1 protein-coding gene (running past one end of the window) is annotated in these 26683 nt (G+C 71.6%); it reads right to left on the bottom strand.

Features of this window, described 5'->3' with window-relative positions; translation table 11 throughout:
• Positions 1-26683, bottom strand: partial view of a lonely Cys domain-containing protein gene (locus ACFIF2_RS23110; RefSeq protein WP_395575112.1) — the 5' portion only. It extends 1214 nt beyond the left edge of the window; the window shows 26683 of its 27897 coding nt (coding positions 1-26683); its start codon is at positions 26681-26683; its stop codon lies beyond the left edge, outside the window.

Below are 26683 nucleotides of genomic sequence, written 5' to 3'. Positions count from 1 at the left end.
CGCCAGTGACCTTCGCCAGGGTCTGCTCGCTCAAGGCGCCTCGGATCTCCAGGTCGTACGCGGCCAGTTCCACGGCCTTGGTGATGTCGCGGCCCGACGCGGCGGCCCTGGCCGTCAGCAGCAGCAGACGCTTCGACACCTCGGCGAGCTTCCTCGTGTCATTCAGGTCAGGCGCCTCGGGCAGGTGCAGCACGACCAGCGCCCGTATGCGTTGCGGGAACGGCAGGCTCTCCAGGTACGACCTTGCCTTGACCAGGCTCCAGAAGGCGTGCGTGACGTCTCTGCGGCGCACCGGCTCCGACAGGTCTCCGCCGATGTATCTGCGCACGACGGGGGTGAGGTCGGACCGGGTCTGGCCCTGCTCGGGTATGAACTGGGGAGCGCATGCGGCAAGGGTGGGAAGCGGCCACGCCGTGAGAACGGTGGCGTCCGGGAAGGCGGCAGCGTTCTTCGCGGCATGAAGGGCCGCCTCGTACTGCGCGGTACTCGGTTCGACGCTGGGTGCCAGCCGGGCATGCGCCCGGGCCACGGACGCCCACAGATCCAGCGTGAACGGGGTCACTTCCCGCAGGAGGGCGTCGTTCGCCCGCAGCCGCTCCAGCGCTCCCGCACCCGCCAGCAGCCGCCCGTGGACGCTCCGCGGATCGTAGGCGCCACCGTGGTCGTACGCGTCCCGCTCCACCTGCGGTCCGAAGACCGCGCGCAGAGCGCGCACCAGCCGCAGCACTGTCGACCTCACCTCGGAGGGCATCGGCCCTGACCCCTGCCACACACCCGCCGGGACCGCCATCTCCGCCAGCTGAGCCGGCATCGGCTCGGGGATGAACATGACCGTTCGTCCGCTCCTGCCGTTCGACTCCAGAGTGACCGTACGCTGTGCCGTAGAGCTCTCTTCGTCGAGGAAATAACCCACTGGCCTGGTATTCGCCCAGGCGGTACGCCGTGTGCGGTTCGCCGTCTCCTGAGCGACGGCCGGGAAGACGGGATCAAGCGGATCCGCCACGTGGGACGGAGGAGACCCCGGGAAGAGAGGGGAGGACGACGTCCCGCGAAGCTGATCCGTCGCAGCGCCAGCCCAGCAGACACTCAACCAGATGTGATCGTCAGGTGCCAGCTCTCGGATGCTGCGCCGTCTGCTCAGCCATCCGCCGTACTCCCGGCCGTTCAGCACCACGTCGGTACCGGACTTCAGACGCAGCAAGGCGTGGCCGGGCAGTCCGTGGTTGTTCATCTGGTACTTCACCGACGCCACCATCTCCGACGGCAATGCCCTGGCCCCTGCCAGGGGAAGGCTGGAACGCCAGGCCCTCACGCGCACGTCACCGGGCTCAGCCGTATTCACGGCTTCGAGAAGCGCGTTGTCGTCGTCCTGGCTCACACTGCCGTGCGCCCTGTGCGACGCGCTGACCGCGGGGCGAACCATCACGTCGGCGTCATCGACCACCGCGTTGTGAGTGGTTGTGAACGACCCGCCCGCTTGCGTCCGGGACACACCAGCCGCAGCGGGCTCGGTGGCGAACCACTTACCCACTACGGGCCGCTCGGACTGATGTACGCCTTCGGACGCCCGGTCGACCAGGGTTATGACATGCCCACTCGGCTGCGGGTCCACCCGCGCCTCACCGTAGGTGGACCACACGGTCCGCCCCGTCGCGTCCGCGATCGAACGCGGCCACACCCGGTCCTGGGCTCCCACCCCCGGCACCACCAGCACCACCGGTACCGACGACGGATACTCGGCGAGCTCGGGATCGTTGACCACCCACGCCGCGGCCTCACCCACCGGAACGGAGACCAGCCGGCCGTCCGCCCCAGGCAGCATCACATGTCCGCTGTTGCCGTCCGCGACCACCACCCAGGCATCACTCGGCCAGGGAGCCGCACTTTCCTCACGTCCGGATCGGCCCCCCGCCGCCCGGCGGACACGGGTCCTGTCCACCACCAATGAGCCGATGTGACTTCCGTTCCAACTCCGGCCGGTGAAGCGGCCGTTGCCGGACCTGATCAGTGTTTCCGGTGCGTACGCCGGATGACGTACCTCCGATGAGTCCTCGGCGCTTGCGGCGCCGGACAACACCAGCGGCTGAGAGGTGACGTTCGGCGCGGAACCACTCGGCGCGGCAGGAGGAGTGGGGCCGAACCGCAGCCAGCTCTCCGGTCGGCCGGTCGGCAGCGTGGCGATGGTGTGACTGCTGCCCGTCCGCCGCAGTTCGAGCGGGCCGGTGTAGGCGAAAACGAGCCGTCCGGTGGACTGTGCCAGGGCAGCCGGCAGCAGTCGGGGACCGGCGCCCGCTCCGGAGATGCCGAGCACCACCGGGGACGTGCGAGGAAGACGGAGTTGCACGAGATCCCGGCGCACCAGTTCAGCCAGTTCCTGCGGGAGAGCCCACGCGGTGAATCCGTCGCGAAGGCGCAGCCTGATGCCTCGCGGGCCCGGCTCGGCCAGCACCAGGTAGGGAGTGGTCCGCGTGTGTCCGGCCGCCCAGGGAGCTTCCGAGAGGACGGCGCTCGCCGAAGGGCCGTCGGATGCCGAAGTGAGCAGTTGGTCGGGGTCGACTTCTCGTACGTCGATGTCCGTCCAGTTCCGTACGGTGCGCTGGTTCGGTGTGCCGGTGACCCCTGTCAGGGTCTGTCCGTCGTCCAGGGCGCCTCGCCGCACCAGGTCATACGCGAACACCTGCATGGTGTCGGTGAGGTCGCGGCCCGCTGCCGCGGCCTGAGCCATCAGCACCGCCAGGCTCCCCGCGAGGGCGGGCGCTTCCTGCGCGGTGGGAACCTGGGGCAGGTGCAGCGCGTACAGCAGCGCGCCACGTCGTTGCGGGGGCAGGCTCTCCAGCTGCGCCCTGGCCTTGACCAGGCTCCAGAAGGCGTGTGCCACGTCCCTGCGGTGCGGGGGGGCCGACGGACGACCGCCGACGATCTGCCGGACGTTGGCCGTGAACCGGTCGCTGTCAGGATCGAATCCGGGAGCGTGACCGGCGAGCAGGGGGAGTGACCACGTCGAGAGCACCGTGGCGCCCGGCTGGTGCACGGCTCGCATCGCGTGCTCCAGGGCCGCCGCGTACTGGGCGCGGGTCGGCTCGGCGGCCGGTGCCAGTCCGGCGTGCGCACGGGCGACGAACGCCCAGAGATCCAGTGTGAAGGGGGTCACCTTGTGCAGCAGGGTGTCATTCGCCCGCAGCTGTTCGAGCGCTGCCACACCCCTGAGCAGTCCGCCGTGGACACCGTGCGCGTTGTAGGCGCCCTGCGGGTGGTAAGCGTCTTGTTCCACCTCCGGCCCGAAGACCGCGCGCAGAGCCCGTACCAGCCGCAACGCTGTCGCAGTCGTCCTGGACGGCACCGGTCCCGGTTCTCGCCACAGACCTGCTCGGACCGCCAGGTCGGCCAACTGCTCGGGCAGGGGCTCCGGTTTGAACATGACCACTCGGCCACGCGTGCCGTTCGGTTCCGTGTAATCGACTTGCTCGACGTCCGCCTGGCCAGGGGTGAACCGCAAACCTGTCGCCCTGGTGTGTGCCCAGGTGGTACGTCGAGTCAGGTTCGCGGTCTCCTGGCCGACGGCGGGGAACACCGGATCGAGAGGGTCCGCGACGTGCGGAACCGCCGATGCTTGTGACAGCTCCCATGGGGGCGTATCCGTCGCGGTAGCACTCCAGCACACGCTCAGCCAGATGTGATCACGACTGCCGAGATCCTGGATGCCGCGTCGTCTGCTCAGCCATCCGGCGAACTCCCGGCCACTGAGACGCACCTCGGCACCGGAGTTCAGGCGAAGGGCGGTGTGGCCGGGCAGCCCGTGATTGGTCATCCGATACTTCACCGACGCCACCATCTCCGGTGGCAGTTCCGTCGTTCCCGTCTTGGTCTCGGCCGGCATGCGCAGGTGCGTCAGTACCCTGATGTCCTTGGGCAGCTCCCCAGACGGCAGTTCAAGACGCGCATGGTCGTCTCGCATGCTGAGAGCGCCGTGCACCTCGTTCGAGACGCCGACCGCGGGGCGAACCCACACCTCGGCGTCGTCGACCACGACGTTGCTCACAGTCCTGAACGATCCGCCCGGCTGTGCCAGAGGTGCGCCCGGTGCCGCGGGGACAGTGGCGAACCACGCGCCCACCACCGGCTGTTGCCTGGGCACGGCACCTGCCGGTGCCCTGTCGACCAGGGTGATGACATGTCTGTTCCGCAGCCGCCGTACCCGGGCCTCACCGTAGGTGGACCACACGGTACGGCCCGTGGCGTCCGCGATCGAACGCTGCCACACCTGGTCCTGTGCTCCCACCCCCGGTACCACCAGCACCACCGGTACCGAAGACGGATACTCGGCGAGCTCGGGGTCATTGACCACCCACGCCGCGGCGTCACTCACCGGGACCGGAACCAGCCGGCCGTCCGCCCGGGGCAGTGACACATGACTGTCGCTGCCGTCCGCGACCACCACCCAGGCATCACTCGGCCAGGGAGCCGCGCTCTCCTCGTGCGGAGTCCGTCCCCTCGCCACCCGGTGGACATATGTCTTGTCCCCGACCAGCGTGTCGATGCGCTCGGCCGACCAGTTCCGCCCCCGCGGCCAGCCATCGTCCGACGTGATCAGCGTCGACGGCGCGTGCGCCCGATGCACCTCTGCCTGCTCCGAGGTCCCGGGCCCACCCGAGAAGGCCCGCCGGGCGCGGGAACTCTGTGGTGCGGCCAGATCGGATGCGAGAGGTCCCCTGTGCCAGACCCAGTCGGCCGGCCTGTCCGTGGGGACCTGGGAGAGCGTGCTGGGGGCGCCTGCGAAGGCCAATGCCGCGCGGTTGGCCACGACATCGCGACCGGTCCCGTTCGCGATGTCACTCATCAGGCCGCCGCCCCAGGAACCGGCCCCTGAGATACCCAGAACCACCGGAGCCGTGGGAGGCAGCTGGAGATGCATGTGGTCAAGGCGCACCAGTTCCGCCAGTTCCTTGCGGGAGACGACCAGTGCGACATCACCCGGAAGGTTGATCTGGACACCGGTCGGGTGCGGCTCCGCCAGGACCACGTAGGGGGCGGTGTACTGCGCGTCGGCCGCCCACGGCGCCTTCTTCACGCCCGCGACGTACAGCGCTCCCTTGGAATTCCGTGCGAGTTCCTGGAACTGCGCATCGTTGAACTGCTGCAGCCTGGCGCGCGTCCAGTTGCGGACGTTGAGTGCCCGTGAACCGGCCACCGGGAGCATGGTCGCCCTGGACAGGGCGCCTCTGCGCACCAAGTCGTGAACACCTACCGCCACCGGATCGGTGATGTCCCGGCCCGCGGCGGCGGACGCCGCAAGCAGGAGACGCCACTGCTTCACATGTGCTTCGGTCGGGGGAACAGTCAGGTGCAGAGCGCCGGCCGCAAGTGACTTGTGTTCCGCCACCCCGAACCTCCGCATATGGGCCGTCGCCTTGACAGAGCTCCAGAACGCATGTGTGAAGTCCCTGCTCTCCAGCGACGCTGTAGGCGCAAGGCCCAGTACTTCACGGACCCGTTCCGCCCGTTTGCCCGCGTCGGCGAAAGCGTTCAGACTTTCATCGATCCAAGGAATCGGCCAAGTCGCCAACAGAGCAGGGCGTTCGCTCTGGTTCACCACCTTCGCCGCATGACGCAGAACAGAGCGATAGTGCTCGGCCTCCGGTTCTGCGGTCGGGTGCAGCCCTGAATGCGCGCGGGCCGTGTGAGCGAGCAGATCCAGTGTGAACGGAGTCAGCCGGCTCAGTTCGGGATCGTTGGCCCGCATTCGTTCCAGAGCCCCCACGCCGCGGAGCCGCCGAGCGTACGTACCGTCGGGCAAATGGGCATCGTCCTCCACTTCCACCCCGAATACCGCACGCAGTGCTCTCGCCAGTCGCAGCGCCGTCGCGCCCACCCCGGCGGGCACGGTGGTGCCCGCCGGCCACAGACCCGCCGCGACCGCCAGAGCCCCCAGCTGGTCAGCCGACGGTTCCGGCTTGAACTTGACCAGTCGGCCTCGGGTACCGTCCGCCGCCGCGATATGTGTGAGTGGTGTCAGAACGTTTCCGTCGACAGTGTTGAAATCGAACCCCGTCGGCCTGGTACCTCCCCACACGATGCGTTTGACCGCGTTGGCGACTTCCTGGCCGAGCGCGGGCAGCACCGGATCGAGTGGATCTGCGACAAAAAGATACTCGGATGGTGCCGCTTGCCCGATTGAAGGAGGCAATTTCCTGTCCGTGGCACTGGCGGACCAGCAAACGTTCAGCCAGACCTGCGCCTCGTCATCGAGTTCTCGAACGGCACGCTGCCGCCCCAGCCACTGCGCATATTCCCGGCCGCTCAGCGCAACCGTTCTACCGGACCTCAGGTGCAGTTGAGCCGCTCCGGGCAGCCCGTGGTTACTCATGCGATAGCGTGCCGCCGCAATCATCTCGCGAGGAAGGAGCTCGGTGTTCATCTCCGCACCTGACGGATGCTGGTGCGTCACCTTGGCGATTTCCCTGGGCATGAGCATCGTCGCGGATTCGTTGCCTCGGGAATCGTCTTCCATACTGACGCCGCCGAACATCCGGTGCACGGTGTTCACCGCGGGACGGACATTCACTTCGGAATCAGGGATCTGCTCCCCGTCCAGGGTCCGGAAACCGGCGGCGGGGGCGGATCGAAGTGCACCGGGCGCGGGATCGGCCACCAGCCACGCACCCAGCGGAGGCCCCTCCCCCACCGGCGTCCCCGCCGGGACTTGGCCCACCAGGGCGGCAACATGCCGACGCCTGTCACCCAGAGCTGAGATGCCACGCCGCCGCGGCAGACGGAACGCCCGCGCCTCGCCGTACGTCGCCCATACCCGACGGCCTGTACCGTCCGCGATGTCACGCACCAGTGCCATCTGCCGGCCGCCCACACCGGGCACGACCAGGACGACATCAGCTTCCGGCGGATACTGCATCAGGCCGGGGTCGTTCAGCACCCACGCCGCGGCCTGCTCGACCGGAACCCTCGTCAGCCGTCCGTCCGGTCCGGGGAACATCACATGACCGGCATCCCCGTCCGCCACCACGGCCCAGGCGTCGCTGCCCCACGGTGCGGGGTGGTCCGAGACCAGCCTGGGCTCGTGCTGACCCACCTGCTGGTAGACGTGCGTCACCGACATGTCCAGCTCGTCGATGTCCGCACCTGTCCAGTTCCGCCCCCGGGAGCGGCCGTCCTGGACGATCCGTGTCTTCTTCGCGTACGCCGGATGCGTTGACCGTCCGCTCAGGTGGTGCTCCGGGCCGGGGTAGGAGGTTCCGTCCCAGCGGTCTGTGCCGGGCCCTGACTGGGTTTCGTCCGGTTCGTATGTCTCGCTCCGGCCGCCGGGGCGGTGCAGGACCAGCCCGCCCGGCGTGCCGTCGGGCGCCTCCAGCATGTGCAGCCTGGCCGGCCGGTCGCCCTGCGGCGGGGTGGCGGCGGCGCTCCACCGCGGTTGCACGACCGTCAGGCCGGTGGCGGCGGCCAGTCGGCGTCCGACGTCCGTGTTCATGGGTCCGCACGCCAGCAGGACGAGGAGCGTGTCGGACGACAGCTTGGCCACCTCGGACCAGTTCCGGGCGATCCGGACGATGCCGTCCGCTCCGAGCGGCAGGGGCGTACCGTCCTGCCCGATCACTTCGACACCGTCGCGCGTACCGTGGCCCGCCAGGTAGAAGCGGGGCCGGCCCGGGAAGGGCAGTGACCGCAGGTCGCTGTCGAGGCGCCCGTCGGAGGTCCTGCGCCACTCGACGTAGGCAGTGGCGTCGCCGACCTGGCTCAGCGCGGGCTCGCGGTGCTTCCAGTCGCCGGGGGCGAAGGACGCCTTGCCGATGGTCTTGCCCTTGGCATCGTGGATGTCGTGGAAGAGGGCGCGCGCGGACCAGTCGGGGTCGCCGCCGGCGGGTTCCGGCAGGGGGCCGGAGAAGGGCAGCGCGGCACCCGGGTCACCGATGGCGTTCTGCGCCACCAGGTGGGCGGCCGAGCCCAGTTCCATGCGGACGACGACCGGCTTCGGCAGCCCCACCACCACTTCGCCCGTCCGGTCGGTGATCCCCGCCAGGTGCCCGAGGCGGTGGCGCAGTCCCGCTTTCAGCAGCACCTGCGCGTCGAACCGCACCAGCACGGAGGGACCGGTGATCCGGACCCGCGGAGCGTGGCCGCTTCCGGGGGTGAAGACGGTGTCCGCGCCGCGCCCGAGGACGACGGCACCGGAGGCGGTGTGGTTCTGCAGGTCCGCCTCGCGGTACTGGTACCAGGCCGCACCGCCGGAGGGCGGACCGCCGCCGGCCGCGTCGGTCAGGGTGCTCGCGGCAGAGGTCTCGCTCAGGCGGGGGACGCCCGGAGCGTCACCGACGACCACGTCGAAGAGCATGCGGTCACCCACACCGAGGACCTCACCGCCGGTGAGGCGCGCGTGGATCGAGACGTTCAGATCCTGTCCGTCGAGGAAGCCGTCGGTGAACGCGGCCGGGATACGTCCTCCGGTGGCGACGAGCATGGGCAGTGCGGAGCGGAGCCATTCGGTGGACAGCGCGCCTTCGAGCAGCGAGGCGGCGGGGGTGCCCGTCGTGCCGAAGGCGGCGGAGGCACCGAGGCCGTCGACAAGCCTCTCCAGAGCGGCACGCACCTGCGGCGCGCCCTGGAAACTGTGGACCTGTGCCTCCATCGGAAGCGCCGTGCCGGCGGCGCGCCACTGCTCCGGCGCCATCGACGGTGCCGAGAGGGCACGGTCGTGACGGGCGGGCGCCGAGGCCGCTCCGCTGCCGGCGAGCGCCCGCAGATCGGCCTCCAGCACACGGTGCAGCGCATAGCGGTCGTCGTCGCCACGCGGCGGAGGTCCGAGCCGGACCCGGGCGGCCGGGGCGTCGTCACGGTGGGCGCCGGGCTCATACAGCTCCAGGGCGACATCGAGCGGGAAGCGTACGCGCACGGTCGCGGCGTTGGCGTCGGCACTGACCGTCACACCGGTCCCGTACTTCCCCTGGCGGCCATTGACGGCGGCGCGCGTCCCCTGACCGGCCAGGGCCACCGGTGCGCTGATGCCGGAGCTGGAGTCGCCACTCGGGCTCAGGCGCAAGGCCGGCAGGAGCGACACGTTGCCCCCCTGGTTCCTTCCCCTGGTCCGTGTTGTCTGCCGGGTGAAGTTCGCGCTGGTCGTGATGTCGCTGCCGCGCCGCTCGGCGGGGCGGTCGTGGAAGACACCGGTGCCGCGGGTGACGGTCAGGCGCGCGACGTACGCGAGGGTGCCGTCGCGCTGCCGCAGTTCGACCGGCACACCGCCGTCCAGTGCTCCGGCCAGCAGACCGCGGCTGCCGAGACCGCTCAGTACTGTCATGAGCCGGGACGTGTTGCGCTGCCGGTCCTCCACCAGGCGGTGCGGCAGGAGCTTGTCGGCGTGGTCCTGACCGCGCAGGCGTCCGAGTTCCGCACGCAGAGCGGGCAGCAGTCTGCGGAAGTCCGGCACCCGCTCGGTCACGCCGAGGGGCAGCGGGCCCGCCCCTTCGAGACGCAGGCCGGACAGGGGATCGGCGGACTGCGGTGCCGTGCGGGCCGGTGCCGTGGGGCCCTGCGTGGTGAGGCCGAGGCGGTGTGCCTCATTCTCGGTGAGCCAGGCGAGGACCGCCCCCGGTATCCGGCGTCCGCCGGAGCTGACCCGTGGAGTGCCGCCCCGTACCGACACCTCGGCCACCATGAGCAGTTCCAGGTCGGCCTGGACCAGCACCATGGGTTCACCTGCCGACATGGTGTGCTTGGACTCGACCGCTCCTTCGGTGCCGAAGGACGATCCCTGGGACCAGCTCCAGGACCGGCTTGCGCCGACGCCTCCCAGCAGGCGCACGGGCGAACCCGAGTTGCCACTGCCGATGAGTCCGAGTTGCGTGCCGATCGTCAGGCTCTGGCCCGCGCTGCCGGTCGCGCCGCGCCGTACGGTGTAGGTCCGCGACAACGGTGGTCCGTCGGCCACGTGCACCACGGTCGGGGTACTGACGTTCACCCTGGCACCGACGGCGCCGAGCAGCCCGGACCAGCGCCGGTCGAACCGCAACTCGTCCACCAGCCACACCTGGTCGGGGCCGGCCTGGAAGCTCGTGGCCAGTCCGTCCGGTCCGAACGCGGCCTCGATCATCGAGGCGGGATCGAGTCCCGGCACACCGAGCGCGTCGTCGCCGTCGCCCGCGGCCTGGACCAGCAGGTCCAGTGCGAGACTCCTGAGGTGTTCCCCGGCGCCGTGGTCCTCCACCATCAGCCAGTCCCGGAGGTCGGACGCGCCGGCCGAGGGGCGTGCCCACTCGGGGTCGTACAGGGCGCCGATACCGTCCGCCGGGGGGACGTCGAGCGGCTCGGGGCCGCCCACCGGGCGCGGCCCGCCGACCGGTGACACGGCCGGTGACCCCATTGGTGACCCGGCCGGTGGCGTGGTCGGTTCCGGCCGGTCAGCGGTCAGTGTCAGTGCCGCCGGCGAGGTCAGCAGCGCGGGTACCGGTTCGATGGACAGCGTGGACAGCGAGGTGGCGGTGGAGGTCTCGTGGCCGCCCGTCTCCGGCGCACCCGCCAGCAAAGTGGTGACCGCGGGCGTGTGCCGGCCCGGCGTCCCCGGAGTCGTCAGGCGCCGCCACTGACTGCTCCGGCTGACCGAGGTGATCTCCACCTCGAAGGCCACTCGCACATCGAACACACTGGTCGGCGTGTGCCCGTCGTTGTCGGTCTCCCCGGTGACCCGCAGGGCGGTGCCGCCGGCCCGGGTGGCGGAGAACTCCGCGCTCGCCGTGCCGAGCAGGCTGAAGGACCCGCGCATCGGCCTCGCGTTGAAGCGTCCGTACAGCGAAGCCCCCGCACTGGTCGCGGCCTCGCTGTCGGTGCCCGCGCGCGTCGTGTGGCCGTACCTCGTCTTCCAGCCGCCTACGTCGCCCCGGTATGCGGGTCCCTCCGTGAGCCGTCCCCTGACCCTGACGACGACGGTCTCCGTGGAGGCCGGATGCTTGCGGACCAGCCGGACCGGAACACCGGTGGTGAACAGCGCCCTCCTGCGGTTCTGCAGACCGGCCGGAGACAGCGCGGTGTACAGGGCCCGCTCGTTGTTCCGCATCCTGGACTCGTCCGCCGGGGAGGTCCACCGGCGGGAAGCGCCCGCCCGGTCCGCGGCGGGGAGCCCCGGCAGGAAACCGGCCAGTCGTGCGTCCTGGGTGAAGTGCCGGTGGACGGCGTCCAGGAGCCCCGCCGTGTCCAGGCCCTGGAGTGCCGTGCTGGTGCCCAACGGCCCACGGGGCAGGATGCGTTCGAAACCGGGGTGCGTGGTCAGCGGGCCCGGCGCGACACCGTCGGGCAGGGGGAGCCCCAGTTCGGCGGCCTCCTCGGCGCGCAGATAGAGCCATACCTGGGCGTCCGCGCCAGCTGTCCGGCCGCGTCCGGTACGCGCCGCGGGCGGGTGTCCTCCGGTGCTCTGCACCTCGACGCGGACCCGGGCCTGGTACTGCACCATGTCACCGGCGAGATCCGAGCTGTTCTTCGTCGCCGTGCCGGCCAGCACCGACAGCGAGCGGTTCCTTCCCCCGCTGAGGCCCGGCTGGAGGAAGACGCGGGCGCGCGGGCCCAGCGCCAGGGCGTCGATCCCGATTCCCGGACCCACCGCGATGTCCCACGCGGTGCCCCCGCCGACCTTGGTGGAGCGCTGGCCGGTCGTCGTCCGGGTCGTACGCAGCCTGGGGTGGGTCGGCTCCCCGGTCTGCCCCGGCTGTCCGGCCACGTCCGCAGCCGGCGGTGCCTGAGCGTCGGAGGGCGCGGCGGAATCCTCGTAGTTGCGGGGTACGGGCGCCAGTTCGGTGATCGTGGCCCTCATGCGGTAGCCGCCGGCGGTGTCGCCGTGCGCGCTCATCAGCTCACCCGAGGGAACCCAGCCGGCGAGCAGACGCGGCAGGTTGCGCAGCAGACCCTCGGACGACGCGGCTTCGAAGGCCAGCGTCCGGCCGGGCGCGCCCGGGGCCGTCAGGGCGGCGGGCAGGTGGGACCGGATGGCGTCGAAGATGCCCCCGCCGCCCTGGTAGGGCCGTCCGGCGTCGGCCGTCAGCATCACCAGCGAGACGGCGGCCGCGATACGGCGGCCGGTGTCCGCGCCGATGGGGGTGAAAGCGGTCGGCCGGGACCGCAGTCCCTCCGGCACCAGGTCCTCGACGGGGACCCGCAGCGCCACCGTCCCCTGCCCGCGCAGCGTCCGCGCGTGCCCGGATCCGGACTTCGCCACCCGCAACGACCAGATGAACCGGCGGGGTACCTCGACCGTGCCCGGCTGGGTGGCCACACCGCGGCCGTCCTTGACATCGTCCTGGACCGCCACCGTCACCGACCGCTGCCCGATCGCGAGGTTCGCCTGCAGCGCGGCGCCCGCCATGAGTCCCGGCTGGGGGGTCGGCACCAGGAACGTGCCGCCGCCGCGCAGCGCCCAGCCACTGCTCCAGGTCGACGAATGACCGGCGGCGGCCGTCGAGGACCGCTCGTTGACGGTGCGGGTCGCGACCTGCCGCGCCGTGTCCACGGAGACGACCAGCGGCCGGGGCTCCCCGGGGTCCCGGGTGATCGCCAGCGTGACGTCGTACCAGCCGCCGCCGCCGCGTACCTGGAAGACCCGTCCGTGCCCGAGGAACGTGTCGGGCGCCCCCGCCAGCTCCGCCATCAGCTCCGTGGCCCGACCACCCGAGGTGAGCGCGCCGATCTGCTCGGCGACCCAGTCGGTACCCGTGAGCCCGTACAGGGTCGTCCGGCCACCGGCCCGCATGTCCTCCACGTAGGCGGGGAGCCGCCACCGCCTCGTCTCCACGGGAGCGACGGATGGCACCGTGTCCACCGTCGCGTCCGCAGGCGTGCCCACCGTCGGGTCCACGGGCGGGTCCGTCGCGGCCGTGTCCTGGTCCGGCTCCGCTCCGTCCGGCACCAGCGTCCCCGGCGGACCGGGCGGCACGGCGGCCGGGAATACGGACTCGATCGTGCGAACGGGTGTCTCGGGGCGTTGCCCGGTCACGGACGCGAAGTGGTCGGCGATCTTGGCGCGCACCTGGTCCACCAGGCCGGGAACCATCTCCAGCATCGTCGTCTCGGCCTCGGCGAGCCATGCCTCCCGGTCGGGTCCGTCCCCAAATCCGGCGGTCTCCTCGACGAGTTCACCCAGTTCGGTGTCCAGCAGCAGCCGGGGGAAGCCGGCTTCCGGGTTCCGCAGCCCGTACCGGACCGCCGCCTCGATCTCGGCCACCAGTGGATCTGGGCCGTCCGCGGCCGGCCGCAGGAAGCGCCGTCGCAGCAACCGGGCGTCGGGCGAGCCGGGTTCGCCGGACGGCAGGAGGAAGGGGGAGCTCGACCGGGCGGAACGGGCCGTGGCCAGGACCGCCGCGCGCTGCGTATACGAGAAGGGGTCGGTGGCGCTGTCGGAACCGGACCGGGACCACTCGGGCAGCGGCCGGCCGGCGGCCATCACCACGGCGATCCGGTGCGCGCCGCCGTCGGGGCCCGGCTGCACGGACACCTGCCAGGGGTAGGCGTAGGCGGTGCGGCCCGTGCGCTCGGTCACCGTCCGGTGTACGGGTGCCTCCTCCCGCCCGGCGCCGGGCACCGCCAGCACCACCGGCCGCTTCACGTCGGCGGCCAGCAGTACGGGGTCGGCGGTCAGCAGCGCGGCGATCTCCGCACCGGAGACACCCACCACCTCACCGCCGGGGAGCACGAGCACCGGCCGGCCCGCCACGGTGGGTGCCCACACCACGTACGCCGGGGCGGCGTCCGGCTCGTCGGCCCACGGGGCGAGGACCGCCGGTCCTCCGTCGACCGTGCCATCCTCGGCGACCAGCCAGGTGTCCACGGTGGTCGCGTCGAGCGCGCCGAGGGGGGTGCCGGTGAAGTTCCGACCCCCGCCGCGGGCCCCGGTGATCGCGGTGGCGTCCGTCAGGGCGCCGCGCACCTCCAGGTCGAACGCGGCCAGCACGTCGGTGTCGGTGACGTCCCGGCCGGCCGCCTCGGCCTGTGCGACCCGGTCCCACAACCGCATCGCCTCGCCCATGTCCGGTGGCCTGGAGGCGTCCAGGTGCAGCACCTGTGTCGCCAGTTCCTGGCGTGCCGCCGGATCCGCCGGCAGTATCTCGGCCGCCCGGGTCAGGGCCCACATGGCCCGGGCCGTCTCCCGCTCACCGACCGGGTCCCGGTCCGCCAGCCGCAGTACGGTCCGCGTCAGCCGGGTGCGCTCCACGGGCCGGCTCATCCGGCCCAGCGCCGCGTGCACACCGGGCAGCGGCAGCGCGTCCAGCAGCCGGGTGCCGGGCCGCGTGGTCCGCGTCTCCCGCGCCCAGTCCAGTACTTGCGCGTACGCGTCGGGTCCCGGCGTGGCGTCGGGGCCGAGCCCGGCCCGGGCCCGCGCCGCGCGCTGCCACAGGTGCATGGTCAGCGGTGCCGTCTCGCGCAACCGCCGGTCGTTGGACCGCAGCATCTCCAGCGCCCCGATGCCCCGCAGCAACCGGTCGTAGGCGTCGGCGCCGACATCCGCCGCCACCGTGCTCCCGAAGGCGGTGCGCAGCGCCCGCACCAGGCGGAGCGTCAGGGACCGCACCGGCTCCGGCACCCTCGTGGTCCCGGGCGCGACGAGTCCGGCCCGCGCCGCCAGGGCGTCCAGCTCCGCTCCCGCCGGTTCCGGCTCGAAGCGCACCAGCCGGGCCGGAGCACCGGTCATCGTGGTCATCTGGTAGGGCGAACGGTCGAACCACTCCCCCGTCATCCGGGTGGCGCCCCAGGCGACCCGCCCGGTCGCGTTCGCTATCGCCGCGGCCACCGGCGGATGCAGCGGATCGAGCACGTCGAAGACGTACGGGTCCGGCGCCGCCGCGTGCGAGGGCGCCCCCAGCTCGTCGGTGGCCGCACCGCTCCAGCACGCGTCGATCCACAGCTGGTGCCCCGGGCCCAGTTCCCGTATCTCCCGGCGTCGCGCGTGTTCGGCCGCCGCGGCGGCGGCCGGCACCGTCACCGTCCCGCCCGCGCGCAGCGGGTAGACCGCCAGGCCCGGGGCGCCGTGGAACTGCGAGCGGTAGCGCACCGCCGCGGTCATCTCCCTGGGCAGCGGATCGCCCCCCACCACGTCCAGCGACGCCGGATGCACCCGCAGCATGTCTCCGCCCGCCAGTTCGGCGAGCGTCGTCCGCGACAGTCTCTCCCGGGTGCGGTTGTCGTCGCCGATCAGCACCCGGCCGACCCTCTCCCCGTCGGCCACCAGCGTCCGGGAGTGCAGTTCCTCGTCCCGCACCACCTGCCCGTCGAACGCCTCCACCTCGCCGGGCAGCACCGCCGCGGCGTCCGGGCCACCGGGGTCCACGGGCACCCAGACGCCCAACGGGCGCCGCTGCGGCAGCGGCACGGTCGGCTCGTGGTCCAGCATGGCCGGCCCCCGTCGGCCGTCCTCCGCGTCGCGTACCAGCCGTCCGTCTCCCGCCGGGGCCCAGACCCGGCGGCCGGTACGGTCCGCCACCGCGCGCGGCAGCACCAGGTCCTGCGCCCCCGCGTACGGCACCGCCAGCACCACCGGCACGTCGGCGGGCAGGACCGCCAGCGCCGGGTCGGCCGCCACCCATTCGGCGAACTCAGGTGCCCCGAGCCGCTCCGGACGCCCCTGCGGGCCGGGCCTCAGCACATGGTCGTGACCGCCCTGCGCCGCCCACACGTACGGAGCCGGCGCGTCCCGCTCGGCCCACGGTGAGTCGGCTTCGTCCACCAGGTCGAGCCGTCCGTCCTCGCCCTGCTCGTAGACCCGCACCTCCGAGGTCTCGATCTCGCCGCCGGCCCCGTCGAGCCCGCCGGTCCAGTCGCGGCCCTGGGCCCGTCCGCCGGCCGGACCCAGCACCGACGACGCGTCGAACAGGAACCGGGGCGCCGGTGTGGTGGGCGATGCCAGTGGGTCCGTGCCGGCCGTCCATGCTCGCGCCTGTGACGCCGGGGGAGCCGGCGAATCGCCCAGGACGACCTGTGCCAACGACGTGGCCGCGTCGTCCACGTCCCGCGCACCGTCGTGCGACGCCTCGCTCGCGACGTCCGACGAGGCGTCGGAACCGGAGTCGGAGTCAGCGGTGTCGGTGGGCAGGACCGGGCTCCAGAATTCCTCCTGGTCCGTCGGGATCTCGCTGATGAAGTGGATGCCGTGCAGGTTCGTCAGCATCACCTGGCCGGTGTAGACGAAGGTGGGGCGGCCGGTTCGCTGGGCGATGGCGAGTGGCAACGGGTGTCCCAGCACGTCCGCCCCTGACGGGACCAGCACCACTGGTGAGTTCTCCGGGAGTCGGAACTGCCTGCGGTCGCGCTGGATGAGGTCGACCACTTCGTCGAGAGGGACGTCGAGTGCGGGCTGGCCGGGCAGCTCCAGTACGACGTGCTCCTGCCGTACGTCGGCGAGGACCAGGTAGGGCTGGCCGATGGCGTCGTCGGACCATGGCGCCTGAACGATGTCCCCCGGGCCCAGCCGGCCGTCCGCTCGCCACTGGAGTCGATGCAGGTTCCAGCCGTTGATCTCTCCTATCTCGGTGCCGGTCCAGTTGCGGACGCTGCGGACGTCGCTGCCGAACACCGGTACCGAGGTCCGCTCCGACAGCGCTCCCCTCAGTTCCAGGTCGTAGGAGGCGACCGCGACGGGGTCGGTGATGTCCCGGCCGGCCGCCGCCGCCCGCGCCAGCAGAAGCTGCAGGTCCTGCACGTGGGACAGGGGTGACGTGTCCGCGGCGGCGGGCAGGTGCAGGACGCGCGCGGCCAGCTCGGACCGCTCGTCGTCGTCGAGTTCTCCCAGGTGGGCCTGAGCGTTGGCCAGGCTCCAGAAGGCATGTGTGACATCCGCGTCCCGCGGCGCGGCCGGTGAGCTGTCGCCCACCACCGCGTCGACCAGCATGGTACGCGTCGGTTCCGCGGCGAACAGCTCAGTCGTGACCCCGAGCCAGGGCAGTGACCAGGTCGTCGACACAGTGGCCCCGGGGTACTGGATGACGACCTGTTCGGCGTGCCCCAGCGCGACACGATAGGCCGGTCCGTCCGCTTCGGCGCCCGGCAGCAGGCCCGCGTCGGCACGGGTCACCATGTGCCACAGATCGAGTGTGAACGGCGTGACGGCGCTCAGGCCCTCGTCACCGGCTCGCAGCCGCTCCAGCGCGCCGATGCCGGACAGCAGGCGCGCGTAGTCACCGTCCTGCCGCACATCCGGCCCGAACATCGCGCGCAGCGCCCGCACCAGGCGCAGCGCCACCCCGCGCACATCGGCCGGCGCGGGCCCTTGTCCGGTGAACAGACCCGCCTGACGTGCCATGTCATCCAGCTCGACGCCGGCCGGCTCCGGGACGAACTTCACCAGCCGGCTCCTGGTACCGCCATCGGGCGTGGCGAGCTGGACGAACGGCCACCAATCCCGGTGGGAGCCGTTGTCGAGGAGGGCGTAACCCATCGTCCTGCTGCTCGACCAGGTGACCCGCCCGGTCGCGTTCGCCGTTGCCTGGCCCACAGCGGGGAACCGCGGATCGAGCGGATCCCGGACATGGGGCGTGGGCCCGTTCTCGGCGGAGCGGCCGAGGTGGTCCTCCGCCGCCGCGCCCCAGCAGGCGGTCAGCCATATCTGGGCCGCCGGGTCGAGTTCCCGCACGCTCCGCCGCCGGCTCAGCCACTCGCCGTACTCCCGGCCGCTCACCGACACCGCGTCACCGGACCGGAGGTGGAGGACCGCCACTCCCGGGCGTCCGTGGTTCACCATCCGGTACCGCACCGCTGCCGCCATCTCGTGCGGTACCGGTTCGGCCGCGATCTCGGTGCCGACCAGCGGACGCCGGTGATTGATCTGCCGGATGTCCCCGGGCAGGAACGCCGTGCCTTCTTCCGCGCGCCTGCTGTCGTCCGCCGTGCTGATGTCGCCGATCGTCCGGTGATCGGCACCGACCACCGGACGTGAACTGACCGCGGTGTCGGGGACGCGTTCACCGCTGAGGGTGGTGAGGAACCCGGCCTCGTCCGACTGCTCCGGCGACACCCCCGGTGCCGTCACGAACCACGCACCCAGGGGACGCTGCTTCTCGAACGGGGCGTCCGCCGGGTCACGGTCGACAAGAGCGATGGCGCTCCGCCCGCCCACCGGCTGTATGCGGGCCTCGCCGTAGGTGGACCACACCCGGCGTCCCGTCGCGTCCGCGACCGCCCGCGGCAGCGTCCTGTCCTGGCCGCCCGCACCCGGGACGACCAGCACCACATCGACATCCGGCGACAGGCCGGCCAGCTCCGGATCGGCCTTCACCCACGCGGCGACCGACTCGGCCTCGAACGGCCGTGTACGCCCGTTCCCCACCGGCACCAGTACGTGGTCGGCATCCGTGTCGGCCACCACCACCCACGGCGCGCGTTCACCCCGTCCGGGCCATGGAGCTTCCCGCACGGACACCGGCTCGGGCGGCTGCCCCGCGACCTGTCGGACGACCGCCGCGTTCCGGACGTCCAGTGGACCCGGCGTCCCGCCCGTCCAGTCACGGCCGCCGGCCCGGCCGTCCGGCAGGGTGATCAACGTCGTGGCACCGTACCGGGCATCATCCGGTGATGCCGCCGTGGCCAGGGCTTGCTGCGTCTGGCCCGTAGGGTCTTCCGCCGCTTCCGGCCCCATCGAGTACGGCTGTCGTACGACGGGACTCCGCGTGGCGGCCTGCTGCCCGAACTCCGTGGCCGCCCCGTGCCACACCCATGCGCCGGGTCGGCCCGCCTTGAGGGGCACGAGGACGTGGCCACGCCCCGTGTCCACGAGTGAGAGCTGGCCGGTGTAGCCGACGGCATCACGCCCGGTCGCCCGCACCATCTGGCGCAGCAGCGTACTTCCCTGGTCGCCTGCCTCCGAGGTGCCCATGACCAGCGGTGCCGAGGCGGGGAGACCGAGGTGGGCGGAGTCCAGCCGTACCAGTTCGGCCAGTTCCCTGTGGGAGATCACCGGCTCGGTCCCGTCAGGGAGGCGCAGCTTCACTCCGTTCGGATCCGAATGCGTCAGGACCACGTAGGGGGTGGTTCTGCTGGGGTTGGCCTTCCATGGCGCCGGGGTGGGGGCAGCGGCCGCGACAGCGCCGTCGGCCTGCCGCGTCGCCTCCTGGACGACCTGGTCGTCGAACGCCCTGATGCCGAGGCGTGTCCAGTTCCGGACACTGGCCGTCCCCGTCCCGGCGACGGTCACGAGGGTCGCGTCGGACAACGCCCCCTTGCGAACCAGGTCGTAGGCGCCCACCGCCGCGGGGTCGGTGATGTCGCGGCCCGCGGCCCCGGCCGCCGCCAGCAGCAGGTGCAGTCGCGACATGTCCTCCGCGGTCGGGGCGGCGGACAGGTGGAGACCGTGTACGGCCAGCGCCGCTCGGTCCGCCGGTTCGAGACTCCACATGTGGGCCGTCGCCCCGACCGAGTTCCAGAACGCGCGTGCGATCTGTCTGCCGGCGGTGCCATCGGATGCTTCACCGGCGAGGATCCCACTGACCCACCTCTGCCGTGTAGCGGCGTCGGTGAACGCGCTGAGGCTGGGGTTCAGCCAGGGAATCGTCCATGTTCCGCTCAGCTCGGAGTACGGATCCTCGGACATTTTCCAGGCCGCGTGGTACAGGACCGCCTGGTACTGCGCGGTACTGACTTCGGCGTGGGGCCGCAAGGCGAAATGGGCTCGGGCCGCGTGCCTCCACAGGTCCAGCGTGAACGGGGTCACCTCCCGGAGGAGGGCGTCGTTCGCCCGCAACCGCTCCAGGGCTCCCGCGCCCCGGAGCAGCCTCGCATAGACACCGTTCCTTTCTCCCTTGTCGTTCTCCACGTCCACGCCGAAGACCGTGCGCAGAGCCCTTACCAACCGCAACGCTGCCGCAGTCGCCGCCTCGGGGACTCCTTCGGAAGCCGGCCACAGACCCGCCGCGGCTGCCAGAGCCGACAGCTCGCCCGGCGACGGCTCCGGCTGGAATCTGACCATCCGTCCCGGCTCACCGTCGGCGGACGTCACGACGACGGCCGATTTCGCCGGAGTGCCGGGCCCCATGCCCGAGATCGCCGTCACTCGGTCGGCGCCCCAGGTGACGCGTCCGGTCAGATTGGCGACGTCCTGACCGACAGCCTGGATCACGGGGTCGAGCGGGTCCGCGACATGGAAGTACGGGGACGGCGGTGACTGGGAGAAGGAGGCAGGCAGGGACCTGTCGCTCGATCTTCCCGACCAGCAGACGTTCAGCCAGATCTGGTCATGGGGTGCCAGCGTACGTATGGCCGGCCGTCGGCTCAGCCATCCGGCGTACTCCCGGCCGCTCAGCGGCACCGTGCCACCGGCCTTCGCATGGAGCCCCACCATTCCCGGCCGTCCATGGTGGTTCACGCGGTATCCGACCGACGCCACCATATCGCCGGGGAACCTGGTGTTGAGCAGCGGTTTCAGCCGGTGCTCATGCGAGATGGAGGGGATGTCCGCAGGCAGGAGAGACGTTACCTGCTCCTGGAACCGGTTGTCGTTGTCCATGCTGATGAGGCCGACCACGCGGTTCCCGGTCCCGATGACGGGACGTTCGCTCATCTCGGTGTCAGCGAGGACCCGGCCGTCCAGGGCCCGAACGGTCCAGGCCGGTCCGCCTCCGAGTCCGGGCGGCGCGGGTTCGGTGACGAACCATGCGCCCAGCGGCGGCAGCTGCACAGGACGTGCGTCCGCCGGTGTCCGGTCGATGAGGCCGATGGTGTGCCGGTTCCCCTGGAGCAGGGCACGGGCCTCGCCGTAGGTGGACCACACCCGGCGTCCCGTCGCGTCCGCGACCGCCCGCGGCAGCGTCCTGTCCTGGCCGCCCGCACCCGGGACGACCAGCACCACATCGACATCCGGCGACAGGCCGGCCAGCTCCGGATCGGCCTTCACCCACGCGGCGACCGACTCGGCCTCGAACGGCCGTGTACGCCCGTTCCCCACCGGGATCATGACCTGGTGGGCATCCCCGTCGGCCACCACCACCCATGGCGCATGGTTGCTCCACCCCTGCCACGGAGCCGCCGTCTGTGACACCAACTCGGGCCGCTGCCCGGCGACCTGCCGGACGACCAGGGTTCTCTGGACGTCCAGCGGGCTCAGTGCCGCACCTGTCCAGTTGCGCCCCTGGGTCCGTCCGTCCGGCAGGGTGATCAATGTCGCGGAGTGGAAGGCGGCATCGACCATCGCGTCCGGGTCCGGCCGCCGCCTCGACGGTGCCAGTGGGTCCGCGCCCCTGGTGTGTCCTCGGGCCCCTCCGGTCGTCCCTGCCGGGCCGCTCATGGAGGGCGTCCAGGTGCGGCCAGGTGTCTGCGTCACGCCCTGTGGCGTCGGACCGAGCCGCGAAGGGGTGCTGGAGGAAGCGGACAGGAACCGCGCCAGCGGCATGCCGTTGACGCCGTGCCGGCCGGCCTGTTCCAGGAGGGAGCGCAGCGCCTCGGGGTAAGGAGGCATCGGACGGCCGTGTCCCCCGTAGAACTGCTGCACTATGTCCGTCAGGGCTCGCCACGTGAGCGGTGTGCTTTCCCCGCTGTTCCCGCGCAGGCGCTGGAGCGCGGCGAAGCCGCGCATGGCCTGGCCGTAGAAGTCGGCCTGGCTGCCGGGCTCGTCGATCGTCGGGCCGTACACCCGGCGCAGTGCGCGCGTCCAACGGCGCACGTGTTCCAGGCGGTCCGCGGTACTCGGGTCGAGACCCACGTGGTCGGCCCACTGGGCCAACTGGCTGTCGGGCATCTCCGGACGGAATCGGATGACGTCCTCACGGTCCTCGTCGAGGGGGCCGTGGACGAGGATGCGGTCAGGCGAGTCCGGGTTCCCGGGCTCCCCCAGCTCGAAGGAGGATTCGCCCCCGTATCCGTAGGCGGTCAGTCCGGTGGCGTTGGAGACATGCTGGGCGGCGGGAACGTGGACCAACGGGTCCTGGTGCCGACTGATGATTCCGCTCTCGCAGATGTCGACCAGTACGACTCGTCTGCCGCGCAGGCTGGGACGCCGTGCGACGAAGCGGCCCAGTTCCCTGCCCGGCACGTCCTTGTCCGTGTACGTCTTGCTCCTGTTCCAGGAGGTCGCGCCCGCGGTGGCCCTGGCGAAGTTCATCTCCACACCGTTGGCGTGCACCCGGCCATGGCCACCGATGATGTACGGGTTGCGCAATTCCCTCGGGAGCTTGTAGGTGGGGCCGATCTCGTCCGTTGCCGGGTCCAGTCGTGCGAAGTGCCTCGCTTCGGACAGGGTTCGGTAGAACCGCTCGTTCTCCGCCATGTCCTGGTTGTCGTAGAGAACGCGTCCTGTCGATTCCCGGGTTCTGGGATCCACGATCGTGTGGGAGAGGAGATCCTTCTCCCAGAAGGTGGCGCCCGCCGTGGATTTGATCGTGTTCTCACCCGGAGGGGCCACCATGCCGGGCCGGCTGTGAATCCACTGACCGACCGGGACGTCGCCGTCGGTGTCGATGAATCCCACGAGTGTGTCGCCGTTGGTCTGCTCGACAAGCCGGTGACGGGCGTCCGTGGACCATACCGGTGTCCCCAACCGGTCGGCCAGCAGGCGCGGCTCTTCCAGGGTGCTGGAGACCGGCGCCACGAGGAGCACGGGAACACCGGCCGGCCGCTCCGGGTCGTCGACGATGCCGTCGATCAGCCCGGGTTCCCAGACGTTGGCGACGACCGCCCAGACCCTGGCGCCTCCCCAGGGTGTGTCGTCCCGCGACTGCATGCGCCCGGCCGTGTCCACCACGGCGTAGCCGGAGGTGCGGAGTCCGGAGAGCGGCCTGCCGCTCCAGTTGCGTCCTTGCCTGTTGCCTCTGGGGGTGCGGAGCAACGTGTGTGCTCCGTGGGAGACGTCGTTGGCCGGGGCCGTGGCGGAGGATGTGCTCTGAGGTGCCGGGGCCCCAGGGCCCGCCGCCCACGGGTCCGCCGACCGGAACGGTGAGGGCATGGCGGGGCGGCCACCTGGCCCGGGGCTGAACGGGCTGTAACCAGGCGGCAGTTGGCCCAGTCCCGGTACCCCGCTCCGGGAACCGGGGCTGAACGGGCTGGAGACCGGCGGCAGGTCGCCGGGCCCGGGTTCTCCACTCCGGGAACCTGAGCTGAACGGGCTGTAACCAGGCGGCAGGTCGCCGAGCGGTTGGCGCCGTCTCCCCCCGGAGTTGACGTCCCGCGGGTCGGGGTAGCCGATGTCCGTCGTGGAGTCGGTGGTCGTTGCGGGTACCGGCTGTGAGGCGGGCGGGGGCGGGGTCCCGGGGGTCACCTGGACGAAACTCGATCGGTTTCCGGGGTCGTCGTCGAGGACGTGGATGGTCGCGGAGTCGGTGCGCCCGTCCGCCGATGGTGTCACCGCGACGGGTCCGTACGGGGCGTACACCGTCAGTCCGCTGGCTTCGGCGAGGCGGCCGGCCAGTTCCCGGGCTCGCTCCCTGCCGCCCGGCCTGAGCCGCGTGCCACAGGCCAGCACCGTGATGCTGGTGAAACCGTCCCGTGCCACGCCGCTCAGCAGCCGGCCCACGTACGAGCCGTCGTCCACGCGCCTGCTGCCGTCCGCCGATGACAGTTCCAGCCCCAGTTCGCCTCCGTGCGAGGCGAAGAAGAAGGTGCCGGGTCCACCGGGCAAGGGGCGGACGGTGGCGGTCCGCCCGGACCTTGTGCCGGTCCAGCTGACGTACGTGGAGGCCGCGTTCAGGTTCTGGTACGCGGGTTCCCTCCTGGCCCAGTCCGTGTCACTGAACGAGGTCAGAGCGATGCGCCGCCCGTCCCCGGTGAACACCGACCGCAACGTGACGTCGGACTGCCGCGCCCATCCGGTGGCCGGGCTCGGCCTGTCGGACACCGCGTCGACGGGTGGTGTGTTCCAGGTCGCTGCCGAGACCGCGGGCGTGGGTGTGGGTACGTAGGTGGACGGACCGCTGTGAACGACCGGGCCGGTCGCCGGAACGGCGGTCCGGACCTCGTCGGCCGGAAGTGCGGTGTCGGTACTGCTGGTCTGGACCGTGGGAGTGCCACCCGGCAGCGCGGTGGTGGCGGTGTCGGGCCGGGACGCCTCCGGTCGGGTGTGCCGTGTGCCGGGGGTGTCGGAGTCGCGGGGCCCGTCGAGTGACGTGACGTCCTGGACCGGCGACGACGGAGACGAGGACGAGGACGGGATTGCGTCGACCGGGGTCGAATCCGTGGTCCCGGGGATACCTGCCGTCTGGTCCGGTCGTCCCTGAGTCTGCTGGCCGACGGACGGCGGCGGGCCGCCCGCGGCGGAGAGGACGCCCGTGGGAGCGGCCACGACCGGTGACGGCCGGGTGTCGGCGGGCGCGATCACGGTGTCCACCGGGACCGGGCCGGTGGGGGCGCCGAGGGGATCGGCCGGGACGGGAGAACCCGATTCGGTCGACGCGTGAGGTGTCGGAAGCGGTTCCACCCCGGAGGTGACGGGGCCCGTGACCGACTGTGTGTCGGGGGTGGTGTCGGCCGTCGGGGCGGCGGTCGCGGACGTCACGGGTCGCACCGGTTGATCGCCGGCCGAGGCGGCACCGTTCTGGTTGCCCGGCCGCGGCGTGGAGGGGTCGGACGGCCGGGTCGAGGGTGACTCGGTGGACCGCTGGTCCGCGGAGGTGGGGGCTCCTGTGCCGACGGCTGTGGCGAGGTCGGCGGTGCGGGAGTCGGGAACGGTGGTGATGTCATCGCGCGCTTCCGTGGATGGAGCGGCGGCGTCCGGGCCTTCGGTCGCCGGTGAGCCGGGTTCCGTTGCCCGCGTCGCCTCGGGGACCGGGTGCGTCGCGGACACGGGCGTACCGGAGCCCGGCGTGCTCACCGGCGCGGGAGCCGTCTGCACCGAGGCAGTGCCTGTGCCCGACGCAGGGTCGGAGAACGTACCACTGCCGGTGACAGCGGCCGGGACAGCCGCGGGCGCGGCCACGTCCACAGGGGCGGGCGAAGGGTTTCCGCCCGACGTCGTATCCGCCGACGGGATCGCGGTCGGGGTCTCGGTCGTGGCAAGGACCTCTGCCGCCGCCGGGGTCCCGGACGGGCTGAGTGCCGAGAAGACGGTGCCGGCGAGGGGTTTCGTCTCCTCGACCGCCGTGAGCGGTGGCGTGGTGCTGGTGACATCGGTGACGTCGGGTTGTGTGGACGTGCCGCCCGTGTAGTCGGAAGCGGTGGGGAGAGCCCCGACGTCGTTCAGGTCGGCCACATCGCTGAGGTCGCTCACCACACTCGCGTTGTCGAGATCGACCTCTTCGCCCGGGCCCAGCGCGCTGACGACGCTGTAGACGGACGCGCTGTCATCCGCCGGATCGGCCACGGGACCGGTGACCGGGGCGCCGCCGGGATACGTCACACCCGTCAGCGGGGGAACACCGTACTGGACCGGAGGAACGGCAACGACCGGGTCGGTCACGGAAGCGGTCGGAGGCTGCTGGTACGTGTCGACGGGGACGTCGACGGGGACCGGGGCAGGGGTCACAAGCGGCGGACCCGTGACGCTCGTGTCCGTGCCGGTGCCGGTGCCGGTGCCGGTCGCATCGGAGGCGTACGTGCTGCTCGAGTCCGGTGCGGAGGAAGTACTCGGGGGCGGGCTCGTGTAGGTGTCAGCTCCGCTGCCGGACGGGCGGCCGGCAGCCGGTGTGCCCGACGGCTGGGCGCCGGCGGCGACCGGCACGTACGCGGTGACGTCCCCGCTGCTGCCGACGGGGCCGCCGGCCTGGTTCACACCGTCGACGGACTGACCACTTCCACTCCCCACGGTCGTGGGGTCGGCCCCCGCACCGCTCGCGTTGTACTCAGGGAACTTGTCAGCGCCGAAGACCTTGCCGTGAAGCCACTTGCTCCCCCCGCCGGCGGCAGTCATGGCCGCGTCGGTCAGGAGTCCACTGAGACCACCACTGACGAACGTCGACGCGTCGAGGCCGAACTTCCCCTCGTACGCCAGCTTCGTGAAAGCCTCGGCGAAGGTCTCCGCCTGTCCCTCGTTCACGAATGACGCCGGAAGCTCCGCCGCCTCCTTCTTCCACTCCGGAGCGTCGTCGAGGAACTTTTTCGCGGCCGGCTGGAACGCCTGGCCGAAAGCTCCCGCGAAGAGCCCCGCGAACGCGCCCGTCACCGCCGACCGGCCGATGTCCGACCAGTCGAAACTCTTGCGGCGCTGCCCGGGGTCATCGGGCACGCTCATCGAGAGCATCTGGGCGCCGAAGGTGACGAACGCTTCCTGCACCGCCTCCAGCGCCGCCGCCAAGGGGGTCGGCACCGCCCGCCCCAGCCGCTGCAGAATGAGGGCCATCGCCAGCGCGCTCCGCGCTTCGGCGAGGGCTATCTGCCACACCGACGTACCACCGGTGAAGAAGGACGTCGCGATGATCGCCGCGATCGACGCCTTCAGCTCGACCCACTCAAGGATGAGTTCGTACTTGTTCTCCCGCAGACTCATCGACATGGTGGACCGCTTGTCCGCCCGGTCACGGAGGTCGTCCGCGAAACGCGTCAGATGATTCTGCCCCTGGTCATCGACGAACTCGTTCAACGCGGATTTGAACGCCCTGCCGACATCACCGGGGAGCTTGTCCCCCACGGCGGAGATAGCACCGTTCATCTCGTCCGCCCACAAACGGATATCCGTCTCCAACCGGGTCAGAGACCGTCGGCTCTGGAAGCCGAGGTCCTCGTCGCCGGTGGGGACGCTCGCTCCGAGGAAGACTTGCAGAAACTCCCGGAGAGCGGGCGAGAATTCGATTGCCAT

This window comes from Streptomyces sp. BK79, assembly GCF_044142145.1.
GTDB lineage: Bacteria > Actinomycetota > Actinomycetes > Streptomycetales > Streptomycetaceae > Streptomyces.
This window is presented reverse-complemented; position numbering and strand designations above follow the sequence as displayed.